Annotated in this window: 9 protein-coding genes, 1 pseudogene and 1 riboswitch; of the genes and pseudogenes, 3 read left to right on the top strand and 7 right to left on the bottom strand. The window is 61.5% G+C overall.

Annotation, left to right across the window (positions count from 1 at the left end):
- Window positions 1-2,706, top strand: a 2,706-nt coding sequence (locus tag VMA74_RS02740; protein WP_325364575.1) for a hypothetical protein, incomplete at its 5' end; no start/stop codon positions are given.
- A gap of 798 nt (window positions 2,707-3,504) precedes the next feature.
- A complete protein-coding gene (locus VMA74_RS02735) occupies window positions 3,505-4,914 on the top strand; it encodes a neprosin family prolyl endopeptidase (RefSeq protein WP_325364573.1) in 1,410 nt (469 codons plus the stop codon).
- Window positions 4,915-5,016: 102 nt separating this feature from the next.
- Here VMA74_RS02735 and VMA74_RS02730 read toward each other — a convergent pair whose 3' ends face one another.
- Together VMA74_RS02730 and VMA74_RS02725 are read right to left on the bottom strand one after the other, a co-directional pair.
- Entirely contained in the window at window positions 5,017-5,922 is a 906-nt protein-coding gene (locus VMA74_RS02730) for a hypothetical protein (protein WP_325364571.1), read from the bottom strand.
- Window positions 5,923-6,444: 522 nt separating this feature from the next.
- Window positions 6,445-6,864 carry a VOC family protein gene (locus VMA74_RS02725; protein WP_325364569.1) on the bottom strand — a complete coding sequence of 140 codons (420 nt, stop codon included), beginning with the start codon at window positions 6,862-6,864 and terminating at the stop codon, window positions 6,445-6,447.
- Window positions 6,865-7,054: 190 nt separating this feature from the next.
- Window positions 7,055-7,166: riboswitch (glycine riboswitch) on the top strand.
- Between the two features lie 40 nt (window positions 7,167-7,206).
- On the opposite strand from VMA74_RS02725, the gene gcvP reads away from it, so the two are divergent.
- Window positions 7,207-10,077 (top strand): aminomethyl-transferring glycine dehydrogenase, encoded by a 2,871-nt coding sequence (gene gcvP, locus VMA74_RS02720; protein ID WP_325364567.1) that lies wholly within the window; start codon window positions 7,207-7,209, stop codon window positions 10,075-10,077.
- A 115-nt stretch (window positions 10,078-10,192) separates the two neighbouring features.
- Here the strand turns inward: gcvP and VMA74_RS02715 are convergent, their stop codons facing one another.
- From VMA74_RS02715 to VMA74_RS02695, 5 genes and pseudogenes are all read right to left on the bottom strand, one after another.
- Entirely contained in the window at window positions 10,193-10,951 is a 759-nt protein-coding gene (locus tag VMA74_RS02715; RefSeq protein WP_325364565.1) for a hypothetical protein, read from the bottom strand.
- 129 nt (window positions 10,952-11,080) lie between these two features.
- Complete coding sequence (locus tag VMA74_RS02710; protein WP_325364563.1) at window positions 11,081-12,970, bottom strand: M48 family metallopeptidase; 1,890 nt, start codon at window positions 12,968-12,970, stop codon at window positions 11,081-11,083.
- Between the two features lie 77 nt (window positions 12,971-13,047).
- Window positions 13,048-13,635, bottom strand: a complete 588-nt coding sequence (locus tag VMA74_RS02705) for a LemA family protein (RefSeq protein WP_325364561.1) — start codon at window positions 13,633-13,635, stop codon at window positions 13,048-13,050.
- A 206-nt stretch (window positions 13,636-13,841) separates the two neighbouring features.
- Window positions 13,842-15,314, bottom strand: coding sequence for a GGDEF domain-containing protein (locus VMA74_RS02700; RefSeq protein WP_325364559.1), 1,473 nt, complete (start codon window positions 15,312-15,314; stop codon window positions 13,842-13,844).
- Between the two features lie 474 nt (window positions 15,315-15,788).
- Window positions 15,789-16,074, bottom strand: a pseudogene (locus VMA74_RS02695) (type IV pilus secretin PilQ); the annotation flags it as partial.

The raw sequence follows: 16,074 nt of genomic DNA, 5'->3' as shown, positions 1-16,074 counted from the left end.
AGCCGCCAGATCGGGCGCATCCTGGTCGACCCGCACAACCCTGACGTGGTGTACGTCGCGGCGCTGGGCCACGCGTACGGGCCGAATGCCGAGCGCGGCGTGTTCCGTTCCACCGATGGCGGCGAACATTGGGAAAAGGTGCTGTTTAAGGACAACGACACCGGCGCCATCGACATGGCGTTCAAGCCGGACGATCCGAACACGATCTATGCCGCGCTATGGCAGACGCGCCGTCCGCCGTGGAGCGTGTATCCGCCCTCCAACGGACCGGGCAGCGGCTTGTATGTATCGCATGACGGCGGTTCGCATTGGACGCAGATCCAGGGCAACGGCTTTGCGGCGCATCCTGGGCGCATTGGCCTGGCGACTGCGCTCAGCGATCCCAAGCGCGTCTATGCACTGATCGATGCGCCTGACGGCGAAGGCGGCCTGTACCGCTCGGATGATGCCGGCGCGCATTGGAAGCACGTCACCGACGATCAGCGCATCTGGCAGCGCGGCTGGTATTTCAACCGGCTCACGGTCGATCCGAAGAATGCCGATCGCATCTATGTAATGAACACCATCGTGCTGCGCTCGGATAACGGCGGCAAGCAGTTCATCGCACTGAAGGGCGACCCGACGGGAGACGATTTCCACGAGATGTGGATCGACCCGACCAACTCCAACCGGCAGATTCTCGGTGTCGACCAGGGCACGCTGATCACCCTCAACGGCGGTGCGACCTGGAGCAGTTGGTACAACCAGCCGACCGCACAGATCTATCACGTCAGCACCGACAACCGTTTTCCTTATTGGGTGTATGGCGCGCAGCAGGATTCCGGCGCGGTGTCGCTGCCCAGCCGCAGCGGCAGCCACGACGGCATCACCATGCAGCAGTTCCACGAACTTACGCCCGGCGGCGAAAGCGACATGATCGCGCCCGATCCAGACGATCACGACATCGTCTACGGCGGCCGCGTGGACAAGCTCGACATGCGCACCGAACAGGTGCGCAATGTCGATCCCACGCTGGCCTACCCTGCCGCCCATTACCGCGCGGCCTGGACGCTGCCGCTGCAATTCTCCAAGCGTGACCACAAGGTGCTGTATTTCGCCAACCAGCGCTTGTTCCGCACGTCGGACGGCGGCGAACACTGGGCGCCGATCAGTCCCGACCTCACGCGTCCGGATGCGGGCATACCTGCCAACCTGGATGCCACCACGGCCGCGGACGACAACCATGTCGACAAGCAGCGCGGCGTGATCTACACCATCGCACCCTCCCCGCTCGATGCGAAGGTCTTGTGGGTCGGCACGGACGACGGCCTGGTGTGGCGCACCGATGACGAAGGCGCGCATTGGCGCAATGTCACGCCCAGCGCCTTGACGCCCTGGTCGAAGGTGGGCGGCATCGAGCTCTCGCACTTCAGTGCGGAGGTGGCGTACCTCGCCATCGATCGCCACCGGCTCGACGATGACGCGCCGTATATCTATCGCACCACCGATGGCGGCAAGAGCTGGCAACGCATCGACAATGGCATTCCGTCCGACAGTTTCGTCAACGTGGTGCGCGAAGATCCCCTGCGCAAAGGCCTGCTCTACGCCGGCACCGAAAAAGGCATGTTTGTGTCGTTCGACGACGGCGCGCATTGGCAATCGTTGGAGCAGAACCTGCCGTCCACGTCCGTGCGCGATATCGACGTACACCAGGATGACCTGGTAATCGCCACGCATGGCCGCGGCTTCTGGATCATGGACGACGTCACGGCGCTACGGCAGATGGAAGGTGTAAGCACGCAGGCGGTAACGCTGTTCAAGCCGGCCGATGCGTATCGCGTGCGCCATCCCGAGTTCACCGGCACGCCGATGCCGAAGGATGAGCCGCTGGCGGCCAATCCGCCCGATGGCGCCATCATCGACTACGCGTTGCCGCAGCACGTGAAAGCTCCGGTTACGCTGACCATCCTGGATGCGCAAAACAACACGGTGCGCAGCTTCAACAGCGAGGACAAGCCGCCGATGCTCGATCCGGCAAAGCTCGAATTCGCGCCGGAATGGGTACCGATTCCCACCCCGTTGTCCACCACGCCGGGCATGCATCGCTTCGTATGGAACCTACGTTACGCCGGCAAGGGCGAAGAAGGACGCCATCATCAGAAGGATGGCGTGTGGGCCGTGCCCGGCCGTTATACGGTGGAACTGACGGTCGATGGCCGCAGCTACCGGCAACCGCTGACCATCAAACCCGATCCGCGCGTGACCGTGTCGGTGGCCGCGATGCAGCGCGAATTCGACTTGGCGACCAAGGTGGAAACGGTGGCGGGTCAGGCAGCCGAGGCCAGCGCGGAAGCAAAGCAGCTATTGCAAGCGTTGGACGATCGGCAAGCGCATGCCGGCGGCGCTTTGCATGAGCAGATTGCGGCGTTGATCGCGCGTGCTTCGGATGTTTCAGGTGTGCCGGTGCATGCCGATCCACGCAACAGCATCGGCTCACCGCCACGGCGTACGGACAGCCTGCAGGCCTTGTCGACAGACCTGGAAACGCTGCTTACCGCGGTGGATGGCGCCGATGCGGACCCGAGCCCGGATGCGCAGACGTCTTATGCAACGCTATCGAAGACGCTGACGGCGACGATGGATGAATGGCAGGCGTTGAAGCAGCATGACTTGGCCGCACTCAACGAGAAGTTGAAGGCGGCGGGGCAGAAGGTGATTGCGCTTTAGCCACCCTCATGAAAAACGGATGCTGGGGTGAAAACCCCAGCATTTCAGTACATGCAGATGGCGCTGGCGTTTTCACCCAGGCCTACGCGCTCGATGAAATACTGAAAGCGACTGGCGAGAAACCGGCGGCGATAACGAATTAATCATTACCGTAAACGTCACTCCCTTTCCAGGGAGAAGCAATGCTCCGAATTCAAGAAACCTCTGATCCGTTGAGCCATCCTTGCGTTTACGCGTGAGCCATCCCTGCGTTCGCGAGTGAGCCACCCGCACGTTCAAGAGTAAGCGGAGAGGGTAAAACGTGAGAGAAAACACGGCCAGCTCCAGCTCATTTCCTACTCCTCTCGCTCGCCCCACCTCACGAATCCTACGTTACCTCGCTTGAGCTCAGAGTGCCACGAAGGAAAGAAATAATCCCTCACGCAAACATCGTGTGCGTCGCCTTGCAGCCAAGCCACAGACTCATATTTACGCACGTAACGTAACAACGCTAACCAGTAGTAGTCCAGCATCAAACAGCACACACGGCATGACCTTATTCATGCGAGAACACCTTGCCCAAAGATGCCATTTTCGCAACAACTTACAAAAAGAGCTCCGGATATCAGGCCATTCCTACACAGTGCATGCGCACACAGCCCACTGTGCATGTATTTAATTGGCGCGCCCGTCAAGCACGACAATCATGTGTGATTCGCTGAAGCAAGAGCATTCGCTGTTGACAACATACCTTGGCCTTTCGACTATCCGTATCGACGAAATTATTTCGTCAATCATTTAAGACCATGGAGGCTTACTTTGAAACTGGGCAAAGATCACCCAAAACACTCGTCAGTCCGAATCGCTGCCTTATGCGCTCTGCTGGCCTGCGGCTCGCCAGTGATGGCACAGTCTGAAGCGGCACCATTCGTTCCGTTCCAGCAATTCTTGCAAAACGTCCGATCAGCCAACGCTGCAAGCGTCACCGGCATGAAGACAAGCTCCGTACAAAGCACCGCGACGTTCGAAAGCATGCGTCAATACATATTGGATACGTATCAGAACACGCATGTCGGCCAAAGTTTCGTGTTGGGTAATGATCAATACGATTGCATCCCGGTGCTTGAACAGCCCAGCGCAAGCCAGCTCGGGCTTGCGCGCATCGCCTCGCCACCACCCCCATCGGCAGCTCCTGAAGCAATCGCCGGAGGCGACAGCGGCCCCAGCCCCAATACCACCGCGCAGGCCATGGCTGAAACCATACCGGTAACATCGCAACTGGCTGCCAGCGACAAGATCGACGCCTATGGCAATTCGCGCAGCTGCGCGGCGGGAACCATTCCTATGCGTCGCATCACTCTGGAGGAAGTGTCGCGCTTTCCTTCACTAAAGGCCTATCTCCAGAAAACTCCGGATGGCGCGGATCGTTTGGCCACTACGCAGATGTACCCATCGCAAGCTGCGACACAGGCCGTTAGTAAGCACACGTACGCCTACACGTATCAGAACGTCGCCAATCTTGGCCAGACCACTACCGTCAATTTGTGGAGCCCCTACGTCGATACGGCGGCGGGCCAAATCTTTTCCCTGGCGCAATCCTGGACCACCGGTATCACGGATACGGGTGTCAATCAGACAGTCGAAGTAGGTTGGCAGAATTATCCAGCTCACTACGGCGACCAGCGATCACGCCTGTTCATCTACTGGACCGCGGACAGCTATCAGTACACCGGCTGCTACAACCTCGATTGCGCTGGTTTCGTGCAAACCAATGCCAACTGGTACTTCGGTGGACCGTTCCCCAACTACAGCACGCCGGGCGGCGCGCAATACGAATTGCGGACGATGTTTCAACTATATCAAGGCAACTGGTGGCTGGCCTTGGGGACGCCGGATAACATGACGTGGGTGGGCTACTATCCAGCCACGCTGTTTGGCAATGGTCCGATGCACACAGGTGCCCAGCATATTGAGTTCGGCAGTGAATCGGTGGGTTCGACGACATGGCCGGCAGAAGGCAGCGGCAACTGGGCAAGCTCAGGGTATAGCTACGCTGGCTATCAGCGGCAAATATGGTATTACGCCCCCGACAACACAGCGCAGTGGGCTAGGCTGAGCGTTGCACAGCCGTCGCCGAGTTGCTACAGCATCGCCGGCCCCTATTCCGCACCAACGAATTATTGGGGGATTTATTTCTACTTCGGCGGCCCCGGCGGAACTAGCTGCTGAGGCATGTGCTGGACTAATTCCTAAAAAAGCCGCGCCCCTCCCCTGCCCGCAGGGGAGGGAAAGTTTCATTCCGCCTCTCTGCAAACAAGAAGTAAAGAGCTGTCAACGCGCCGCCAACCGCGCCTGCACTTCCGCATAGATCCGCGCACGCTTGGCGGAAAACCAGCCCAGCACACCCGTTACCGGCATCGGCTGCAAACCGGCCAGGCGTGCGTGCGCCACGCGCAGCAGATGCGCGCGGTGAAACTCCGCAAACACCTCCGCCAGCGCTGGGGTCTGGAACGGCGTTTCCACGAATTCATCCATCACGGCACCAAGCACCGCGGCCGCACGGCGCGCGATATCCGTGTTGGCTTTCAAGACGCTCGCATCGCTCGAAGGCGCGTCATACGCGCCTTCGATGGCGCGGGCAAGCTGAAGGAATTCCGTGGCATGCAATGGTCGGCAATAGATCGGCGTTTTGGTACGCGCCAACAGCCATGCCTGATCCACGCGCGCCAGCGCACCGGAATTGTTGGTGGCGATATCCAGCGCGTCGTTATAGCTGTAGCCGTATTCACCCATCAGCTCGATGGCCAGTTCCTCGCGCACCATCGGTTCGGCGCGGCGCACACCATCGCGGCCGTACCAGCGGATGTATTCGGGCGTCACCTGCATGAAGCTGCCGCGCGGGGGGCGACTGAACAGCCGATCTTCCACCTCGCTATGCAGGTAGGGGTGCACGGCTTTCATGCCGGACGCGCGTGCTGCCAACACCCGGTCCATCAGCACTTCGGCCGTGACCAGTTCGTGGTGGTAGTCGTCGTACAAGCCGTCGTCGTCGACATGGGCGAAATACACGAAACGGATATGCCGCACCACGCGTGCCGCGCGGCGCGCCCGCTTGGCGGGATCGCAAAAGCGGCGTTTCCACGCACGTCCGTCCTGTACGGTGTGCGCGCCATGAGCCGACGGCAAATCACTGAGCAAGCGACCCACTTCGCGATCGGAAACGTGGGCGGTATTCATGGCATCGCCAAAAGAATGAGTCGGACCATCCGATTCACACACATCGACATCCTCGAACTGCGAGCGCATGGCCACCCAAGCCGCTACTCGGCGCATTGAAGAATCCTGTCGTCTTGTCCACGCATGACCGCACGCGGCCACGCGCGCAGGAGCACACGCTCCCACACGCTGTGGACAGCCTTGCGAATACCTTCGCGGTGAACGGATCAGCCGGTGGGGAAGCCGGCCGATGCCTCAAACTCCTTGCGCCAGGCATGGCCCGAATCGTTCGACACGAGCGCCAACGCGCTCATGCGAGATCCGTACGCATCGAAAACCATCGTGTAATCCGCGAATGCCAGAGGGGGAATTGCTCCGCGGAATTGCACGCGCTTATACGTTGTGCCGTGCAGACGGCAAACAGGCATACGCGCCCTGGGAAGCGCACATTATAACGAGAACAGGATCACAAACGTTAAATCCATGACCTATGGCCCATGCTTTTTTTAGGCATACGTATGCATACGCACGCGTCTGGATGCGCTAGGCCGATGGCGGGCCTTTCAGCTCCACCATGTTGCCTTGCGGATCAAACAGATAAATGGAAGGGCCTTCGCCCTTCGCACCATAGCGGCTGCCGATCTCGCCCACCCGCACGCCATGCGCCTTGAGGTGCGCCAGGATGGCGGCCTCGTCGTAATCGGCCACGCTAAGGCATAGATGGTCCATGTTGTGGCCTTCCGTACCCGGCCCCTTGCCGCCATAACGGCCGAGCTTGCCGTCGATATTCACCAGGTCGATCAGCGAGTTGCCGGCACGCAGTTGCACCAGGCCAAGTTCGTCCTGGCGGCGCTCTACGATGCAGCCAAGTACGTCGCAATAGAACCCCAGCATGGTCGGCACGTCGTAGGCGCGCAGGACCACATGGTCGAGTTGCTCGAGGCGGAAAGGTGGTTTGTTCATGATGTGTACTCGCCAATACCGTACCGCTGATGCTAGGCGGGGCACATTACCTCAACCGGGAGTCATGACGATTTAAAACCTGCGCCGCAGCGTATAATCACGCCCTTGACGTAGCTGGTGGGAGAAGCGGGCAAACGCCCGCTGCCGAAGGCGCAACGCCCGTAATCGCTCAGGCCCCATACCGCCATCTACCCAAGACTCTGGAGAGACCGGTTGAATCCGGCGCCGAAGGGGCACGAAGACCCAGGTTCCACCGAACCTGCGGCTTCCAAACTCTCAGGCAAAAGGACAGAGGGGCGCCCCGCGTGCGGCCTGCACGTTTTCTTCGGACGCCTCTTGCCCATGACCCAGAACTCTTCCCCCTCGCTGCGCGAACTCGAGCATCACGACGCTTTCATCGAGCGGCACATCGGCCCCAACGATGCCGAAATTGCGCAGATGCTGCACGCCATCGGCTACGACTCGCTGGAAGCAATGACCAGCGCCATCGTGCCGGGCCAGATCAAATCGCCGGCGCCGCTGGCGCTGCCGCAAAGCGTCACGGAAGAAGAAGCGCTGGCGAAGATCCGCGCCATCGCACGCAAGAACAAGGTGTTCAAGAATTTCATCGGCCAGGGTTACTACGGCACGCTCACGCCCAACGTCATCCTGCGCAACATCCTGGAAAACCCCGCGTGGTACACGGCGTACACGCCTTACCAGGCGGAGATCTCGCAAGGCCGCATGGAAGCGCTGATCAACTTCCAGACCATGGTGGCCGACCTCACCGGCATGGACATCTCCAATGCCTCGCTGCTGGATGAAGCCACCGCCGCGGGCGAAGCAATGACGCTGGCCAAGCGCTCGGCCAAGTCCAAGAGCAACGTGTTCTTCGTCGCCAACGACGTGCATCCGCAGACACTGGAAGTGCTGCATACGCGTGCCGATGGCATCGGCATCCAGCTGCACGTGGGCGAACCGTCCGCAGCGGCCAGCGTGGACAGCTTCGGCGTGCTGCTGCAGTACCCCAATACCTATGGCCAGATCAGCGACTATCGCAGCGTGGCCGAGGCGGTGCATGCGCGCGGCGGCATCGTCGCCGTGGCCACCGACCTGCTGGCGCTGACGCTGATCGCCTCGCCCGGTTCGTGGGGCGCGGACATCGTGATCGGCAACAGCCAGCGCTTTGGCGTGCCGTTCGGCTTCGGCGGCCCGCACGCTGCCTACCTTGCCTGCCGTGACGCGTACAAGCGCTCGATGCCGGGCCGCCTGATCGGCGTATCAGTGGATGCCGAAGGCAAGCCGGCCTACCGCCTCACGCTGCAGACGCGCGAGCAGCACATCCGTCGCGAAAAGGCTACCTCCAACATCTGCACCGCGCAGGTGCTGCTGGCCGTGATGGCCAGCATGTACGCGGTGTACCATGGGCCGGACGGCTTGCAGCGCATCGCGCGCCGCACGCATCGCTTTGCGGCGATTCTCGCGACCGCGCTGCGCCGTGCCGGCCTGACCGTGGGCACCGATTTCTTCGATACGCTGCACATCACCCAGGTCGACGCCGATGCGATCCACGCCAAGGCGGTGAGCCAGGGCATCAACCTGCGCCAGATCCATGGCCAGAGCGTGGGCATCAGCCTGGACGAAACCACCACGCGCGCCGACGTGCTCGCGCTGGCCAAACTGTTCGGCGCCGAAATCGTCGACATCGACGAAGCCGACGCCAGCACACCGGACGAACTGCCCAAGGCACTGCTGCGCCAGGAAGCCTTCCTGCAGCACCCGGTGTTCAACACGCATCACAGCGAACACGAACTGCTGCGCTACATGCGCGCCCTGGCCGACAAGGACCTGGCCATGGATCGCACCATGATTCCGCTGGGCAGCTGCACCATGAAGCTCAACGCCACCGCCGAGATGATTCCGGTGACGTGGCCGGAATTTTCCAGCATCCATCCGCTGGCGCCGGCCGAGCAGACACAGGGCTACAAGCAGCTGATCGATGAACTGGAAGCGATGCTGGTGGAATGCACCGGCTACGACGCAGTGAGCCTGCAGCCGAATTCCGGTGCGCAAGGCGAATACGCCGGCCTGCTCGCCATTCGTGCGTATCACCGCTCGCGCGGCGAAGACCAGCGCGACATCTGCCTGATTCCCGAATCCGCCCATGGCACCAACCCGGCCTCCGCGCAAATGTGCGGCATGACGGTGGTGGTCACCAAGTGCGACAGCAACGGCAACGTCGACCTGGAGGATATCCGCGCCAAGGCGGAAAAATATTCCGATCGCCTCGCCGCGCTGATGATCACCTACCCCTCCACCCACGGCGTGTTCGAGGAAGACGTGGTGCGCATCTGCGAGATCGTGCATCAGCACGGCGGCCAGGTGTACACCGACGGCGCCAACATGAACGCACTGGTCGGCCTGGCCAAGCCTGGCAAGTGGGGTTCGGACGTTTCGCACCTCAACCTGCACAAGACCTTCTGCATTCCGCACGGCGGCGGCGGCCCGGGCGTGGGCCCCTGCGCGGTGAAGTCGCATCTGGCGCCGTTCCTGCCGCGCACACTCGGCGGCGAAAGCAAGGTGGGCATGGTGAGCGCGGCCAGCTTCGGCAGCGCCAGCATCCTGCCGATCTCGTGGATGTACATCACGCTGATGGGCCAGCAGGGCCTGCGCAAGGCGACACAGGTGGCGCTGCTCAATGCCAACTACATCGCCAAGCGCCTGGCCTCGCATTACGAAACGCTTTACACCGGCCGCAACGGGCTGGTCGCGCACGAGTGCATTCTCGACCTGCGCCCGCTCAAGGACAGCACCGGCATCAGCGCGGAAGACGTGGCCAAGCGCCTGATCGATTTCGGCTTCCACGCTCCCACGCTGAGCTTCCCGGTGGCCGGCACGCTGATGGTGGAACCCACCGAAAGCGAATCGATGCACGAGCTGGATCGCTTCATCGACGCGATGATCCAGATCCGCGACGAAATCCGCGCGATCGAAGACGGCCGCCTGGATCGCGAGGACAACCCGCTGAAGAACGCCCCGCACACCGCCACCATGGTCACCGGTACGGAATGGGCTCACGCCTACCCGCGCGAACTGGCCGCCTTCCCGCTGCCCAGCCTGAAGCTGCAGAAGTACTGGTCACCGGTGGCGCGCGTGGACAACGTGTACGGCGACAAGAACGTGATGTGCGCGTGCATTCCGGTGGATGCGTACAAGGAAGAGGCGGAGGCGTAAGCCGCTTCGGCATCATGCGAAAAACCCCGCGCAAATGCGGGGTTTTTTGTGGGTGGATAGCTTGCGCTGTTTTTAGCTGGATCGGGCGAGCTTACGGCTGGCCTCGCAAGCCAGGCTACGGACTGCCGGATGGCTTGGCAGCGGACGCATCCACCTGCTGCAACGAGCCGACCGTGACGTGCCCGGACCATCCCTCGAAAACGGTGTCGGCCTGGCGGTCAATCCTCGTGACCACCTGTTGCACTGGCGGGCAGCCGGATGGATTGACCGTCTGCCGGTCGAGCGTCGACATGCCTTCCAGGCAGAACTGGTTGCTACCTTTGTTCATGCGCGCCAGCCACTTCATGCCCTCGATATAGCGATCTTCGGCGCGCTTGGCGGCAGTCGCATCGCCGTAGATCGGCCGCATCTTTTCCAGCAGATCGTTCGCGGCATGGCGCTCTGCCTGAGTCACTGCCTTGTGAAGTTCTTCGTAAGGCGACTGGAAGCGCGAATTCGGCCGTTCCGCCGCAAGCGCCAGCCATGCCAGCGCAAGTGCGCGATTTCTTGGCTGGTGATCGCCATTCAGCGCCATCACCGCCAACACGTACTGGGCGGGTTTACTGGCCCAGCTTGCTGCCGTGGTGAAAAAACGCACCGACTGGCCGTAATGGTGCTGGCCGTAGGCAAGGCCGCCGAGGCAATAGTAATAGTCGCCAGGCAGGAAGCGCTCTTCACCGATGACGCAATGTGCGGCGGCGAGATCCGCATCGCTGGGGACGTTATTGGCACTGCTTGACGATGGCGGGGCTTGTGAACCCTGTGCCTGGGCCCAGGCCGCAACCGGCATGCTCAACAACACGGCAATGGCTATGTGACAGCATCTCTTTGACATGCAAACGCTCCCTGTATGTAAAGGCAGTGCCAAGATAAACGATCCACGGCGCAGAATGATGACACACGCGTACCTATAGGTTGGAGTGAGCGGCACGCGAACCCCAACACCCCACGCCACTGCAAGCCACTACAAACCAGGTTGCGCCGGCACAGGGCAATGCAAGCTGGCGCAGATCACGCGCAACAACTCCGCTTCCGCCGCTGTCACGACGCCATCTGCGCGGATCGCGCCGAGCAAGCTCTGGATGACGATTTCCTTGGCCGCCGGCATCAGGCCATCCAGGTCATCCAACGCGCGGTCGAAAGGCGCCTGCCAATCCAGCGGCAATGTCTGCCACGTGGCGGCGGCGCCAGGAAACGCCTGATCCATCGCCAATAGCCATGCCCGGCGGGCAGCGGCGTCATCGGTGGCGCCATAGGTCGCCACCACCGCGCAGACCAGCGCCACGCTGTCGCGGCATGCGGGCAGTTTCTTCTGTCCGTCGACCGGCGCGCTGCGCGGCTTGCAGGCTTCGAGCAGATGCATGCGCAGCAGCCGCACGAGGCAGTAATCATCCAGGTCCACTTGCGGGTCGATGCTGACGACCGCATCGAGCGTTTGCAGTAAGGTTTGTTGGCGCCCTGGCGTCAATTGCTTGAGCGCGGGAAAGGCCAGCGACAGCAGCGGCATGTGCGAGGTTGCCGGCAGCGCTTGCACTTCGGCAGCACGCTCGCTCACGGCTGCTTGCACGTCATCGCCGAAAGCATCCGCGACCAGCTTTGCCTGTTTTGCGCGCAGCTCCTGCTGCTTGGACGTGGCCAGCGCCAGCATCATGGCAAGTGCAGATTCCGGCTGCCGAACGGCCTCTTTCAGTCGGGCAAACGTTTCGCGCGGCGAAACGGCGGTGGATTGAACTGCATCCGCTGTAGCAACCTGCGGCACCGGTGCGCCCTGCGCCGCAACTACCGCCGCTCCGATGGCCAGGCCACCAGGCCACTCCAACGGCGGCAGCTCACGCTGCACGACTTCCTGTTTCTCGTCACTCTTCCCAACAGAAACTTGGACCTGCGGCTTGAGCTTGGCCAACTCCTGCTCGCGGAAATACGGTTCCAACAGACGAATGCGATTCATCAATGGCGGATGCGTGGCAAACCACGCGCTGAAGTGGTCCACATCGCCAAGCATCATGTGCGCGATTTCGTGGCGATTGACGGTTTGCAAACGCGAACCTTCCGCCAGCACGGCAATCTTCTTCAATGCACCGGCAATGCCGCTAGTCTGCCGGGTGAATTGCACGGCGCATGCATCGGCCAGCGTTTCGCGCGATCGCGCGACGGCGGCCTGGATCAAGCGGCCGAAGAAATGCCCGATCGAACCGATGACCATCAGCGCAATGCCGATCAGGAACCAGGCCGATAGCCGGTCGCGGTCGTCCTCGCTATCCCAGATACCGGCATTGCCTCTGGACCACGTCATCTGCCGGCCGATGATCGACAGCGCCATGATGCCGTACAGCAGCCCCATCAAGCGGATGTTGAGCCGCATGTCGCCGTTCAATACATGGCTGAACTCATGCGCGATGACGCCCTGCAGTTCGTTACGTGTCAGATGATCCAGGCATCCTTGCGTCACCGTGATGGCGGCATCGGAAGGCGAATAGCCGGCTGCAAAGGCGTTGATGCCAGGCTCATCCGGCAACAGGTAGATATCGGGCACGGGCGTACCGGAGGCAATCGCCACTTCCTCAATGACATTGCGCAATTGACGCAACGCCGGATCTTGCGTATCCGGCGGCACCGGCTCTCCGCCGACATCGTCCGCCACCGCCTTGCCGCCGGCGGAAAGACTGCTGATGCGATACGCCGCGCAGCCGGCAATCAGGCCAAGCACGGCAATCGTGCTGATGGTCAAAAGCGACGCGTGCGAGATCTTCACCCAAGGCCCGACCACCACCGCCACCAGCATATCCACGGCAGCCACGATGGCGAGCACGGCCGCGATGAAAAGCACGACCAGCACACGGGTGCTTTCCCGCACGTGCGCTTGTTCCGCAAAAAAGTCCATTCCGCCCCCGAGTCTAGGAACGCTATATGTCTACCGGCGACGCCGACCGATCAGGCGAAAGAAACTTTGGGCGCGTCGCGCACGGCCGCGTCTTCAATCTGCAGCGGATGGGCCTGCGTGAAACTGAAGCTGTTGGCGACGAACGAGCTCGGGAACATTTCGCAACGGTTGTTGTAGGTCATTACCGCGTCGTTATACGCCTGCCGGGCGAACGCCACGCGGTTCTCGGTGGACGTCAGTTCCTCGGAGAGCTGCGCCATGGTTTCGTTGGCCTTCAAATCCGGATAGGCCTCGCTGACGGCAAACAGCCGGCCGAGGCTCTGGTTGAGGCTGGTTTCGCTGGCGGCGAGCTGCGCCATCGCCGCGGAATCACCCGGCTTTTCCTTTGCGTCGGCCAAACCTTTTACCGCCATGTTACGCGCCTGGATGACCGCTTCCAGCGTGCCGCGTTCGTGCGCGAGATAGGCCTTGGCGGTTTCGACCAGGTTGGGAATCAGGTCATGCCGGCGCGTCAGCTGCACGTCGATCTGCGCAAACGCGTTCTTGTAGCTGTTTCGCGCCGTGACCAGGCCGTTGTAAAGCGAAACGACATAACCGACGACCAGCACGATCAACGCCAAAAAGACGAACAAACCCATGGATATTCCCCCTTAGCGGCGCCGCCCTGCGCCATTGCAATGAGCATAGCATAGGGTCTGTCAGGGAGAATGTGCCGGGAAAGGCCTGAAATCACCGGCGTTTTGCTGACGCGCCGGGTGCCGGATCAAGGTCGCGGCGCTTTTCGTTTTGCGGGTAACAGGTTCGTGCATGGCAAGTACACGCACCGGCAGCAGGCATCCGCGCGCTAGCCGTATTGCGGCACAGCCGCCGGTTCGTAGCGATTGCGCCCATTGCTTTTGGCGCGATACAGCGCGCGGTCGGCCTCATCCAGCATGGCCACCGGGTCCATCGGCGTCTGCGCCGTCTGGGTGGCGATGCCGATGCTGACCGTGACATATCCCGATGGACAATCCGGGTGCGCAATCTGCAATCGCTCGATCGCTGCGATCAAGCGACGCGCAACATCTTGCGCAAGCTTCGCCGTGGTATCCGCCAACACCACCGCAAATTCCTCGCCACCATAGCGCGCCACCAGGTCATTGGCGCGCACGCGGCTGCTGCTCAGCGCAACAGCCACTTGCACCAGACAGGCATCACCGGCGATATGGCCGAGGCTATCGTTGTATTGCTTGAAGAAGTCGATATCGATCATCAGTACCGAGCAGTAGTTTCCACTTATGCATCCTTCTTCCAGCACCTCGCGCAAGCGCGTATCGAGCATGGCGCGATTGGCGATGCCGGTGAGCGGATCGCGTCCCACTTGCTGTTCCAGCCGCCACGCACTCCGGTTGAAGGCACGTTGACGATCCAGGTGACCGCTTTGAATAAACGCCATGCGCAAGCCATAGAACAATACTGCCGCGCAACCCGCCAACAAGCTGGACACAAAACTGACGCGCGAGGTGCTGATGCTGAGCATCACCACCATCATCGTCAGGATGGTCGGCGCGAACGACGCGATGGTTTGTGACACCGCCAGCGAAGGACGGTACGCACGCAACCAACGCGGCGGCTGCCGCACCGCCACCAGTACGACCAGCGCATGAGGAATATCGATCAGTGAGCCGGCCCACCACGGCAGGCCGTGCATTTCGATGCGGTTGTAGATGGCCGCAACCGTGGCGTTGACCAGCAGATGCGCGCTAGCCGCGTAATAGAAATAGCGCCAACGAAAACTGCGCGCACCAAGCAGACGCAGGATCGCCATGGCGGCCAGAGAGAAGTCGATCGCATCGGCCAGATAGATCACCACGTAAATGCTGGTGGGATCCGATGCCTGCGGGCCGCTGAGCAACTTGGTGAAAAACAGATACAACAATGCCGCCACCATGCAGGACAGCAACAGGTCCAGCACCGCCACCCCGCGCGTTTCATCCGGAGCGAACGAGCGCGTGACCATGAACATGCAAGGGATCACGTACAGGCTGGAAAGCACCGTGGCCAGTGCCGCCAGGTAACCGCTTTTGTCACCGAGCGTCGCGGCCAGCACGTTGGTGGCCGCCCAAAACACTTGCATCGCCAGGGCCAACCCCATCAGCAACCACGGCACGCGGAGCAGCGCCGGGCTGCGCCGATAGCGCATGAAAACCGCCCATACCGCCGCCGCCATCACCGCGATCATGAGCCATTGCGGCAGCGCGGCTTCCGCATGACCACTCCATTTCGCCAACCCCAGATGGGCGATCAGCAGCACGACGACTAGCCAGACAGCGAGCAAAACGATTTCCCCTGAAACGCATGGCAAGAGTGGTATGAGGGCGGCTATGGACAAAATGCGTCACGTCGAACGGCATGCCGTCCCTCCATCGGCGCACCCGTCCCGGCCCTTGGCGCCATGGATACCTTAAGGCAACACTGAATTAAGTATCGCCGTCGTCATGATGTCTGGAAGGCCCGCAGGGTGTGTCGCGTGGCGCCGGGAAGACTGGCTGTCTTGCCAAGCCGCGCGGCGCAGCCTGCGGGCCTTCCAGGCATCACCCCATCACTTTGAATTCAGCATGTTGGGGCTCGCCCTGTCCGTCCGCATGCCGCAGGTCCGCCGTCTCGACAGCCAGCCAGTCTCCCTTCGCCGACGGCCCTGTGGCCTGCGAACAGACAGGGCTGGTGACGACGGCGATACTTATTCAGTGTTGCCTTAACGCAAAGGGGCGGCACCTGGGCCGCCCCTTCGGGTCATACGCTACAGCGCCGCTTACTGCAAGCTGTCGCTGAGGATACGCGGCGTTACGAAGATCAGCAGTTCGTCGCGGTCATTGACGTGCTGGGTGCTGCGGAACAGGACGCCAAGGCCAGGGATATCGCCCAGGCCAGGAACCTTGTTGATGGTGTCGGACTTGGTGACTTCGTAGATGCCGCCAAGCACGACCGTCTGACCGTCGTCCACCAGCACCGAGGTATTGAGCGAACGCGTATCGATCACCGGCACCTGGCCGCTACCCGTCACGGTGATGTAGTGATCGAGCGAATCCTTGTTCACG

The organism is Dyella sp., from assembly GCF_035508675.1.
Taxonomy (GTDB): domain Bacteria; phylum Pseudomonadota; class Gammaproteobacteria; order Xanthomonadales; family Rhodanobacteraceae; genus Dyella_B.
The sequence above is the reverse complement of the archived record's forward strand: the minus strand, read 5'-3'. Positions and strand labels throughout refer to the sequence as shown.

What these genes read in the sequence shown, in the direction of transcription:
- VMA74_RS02730 (WP_325364571.1), bottom strand. Translation starts at nt 5,922, where the DNA reads ATGAATACCGCCCACGTTTCCGATCGCGAAGTGGGTCGCTTGCTCAGT.
- VMA74_RS02725 (WP_325364569.1), bottom strand. Translation starts at nt 6,864, where the DNA reads ATGAACAAACCACCTTTCCGCCTCGAGCAACTCGACCATGTGGTCCTG.
- gcvP (WP_325364567.1), top strand. Translation starts at nt 7,207, where the DNA reads ATGACCCAGAACTCTTCCCCCTCGCTGCGCGAACTCGAGCATCACGAC.
- VMA74_RS02715 (WP_325364565.1), bottom strand. Translation starts at nt 10,951, where the DNA reads ATGTCAAAGAGATGCTGTCACATAGCCATTGCCGTGTTGTTGAGCATG.
- VMA74_RS02705 (WP_325364561.1), bottom strand. Translation starts at nt 13,635, where the DNA reads ATGGGTTTGTTCGTCTTTTTGGCGTTGATCGTGCTGGTCGTCGGTTAT.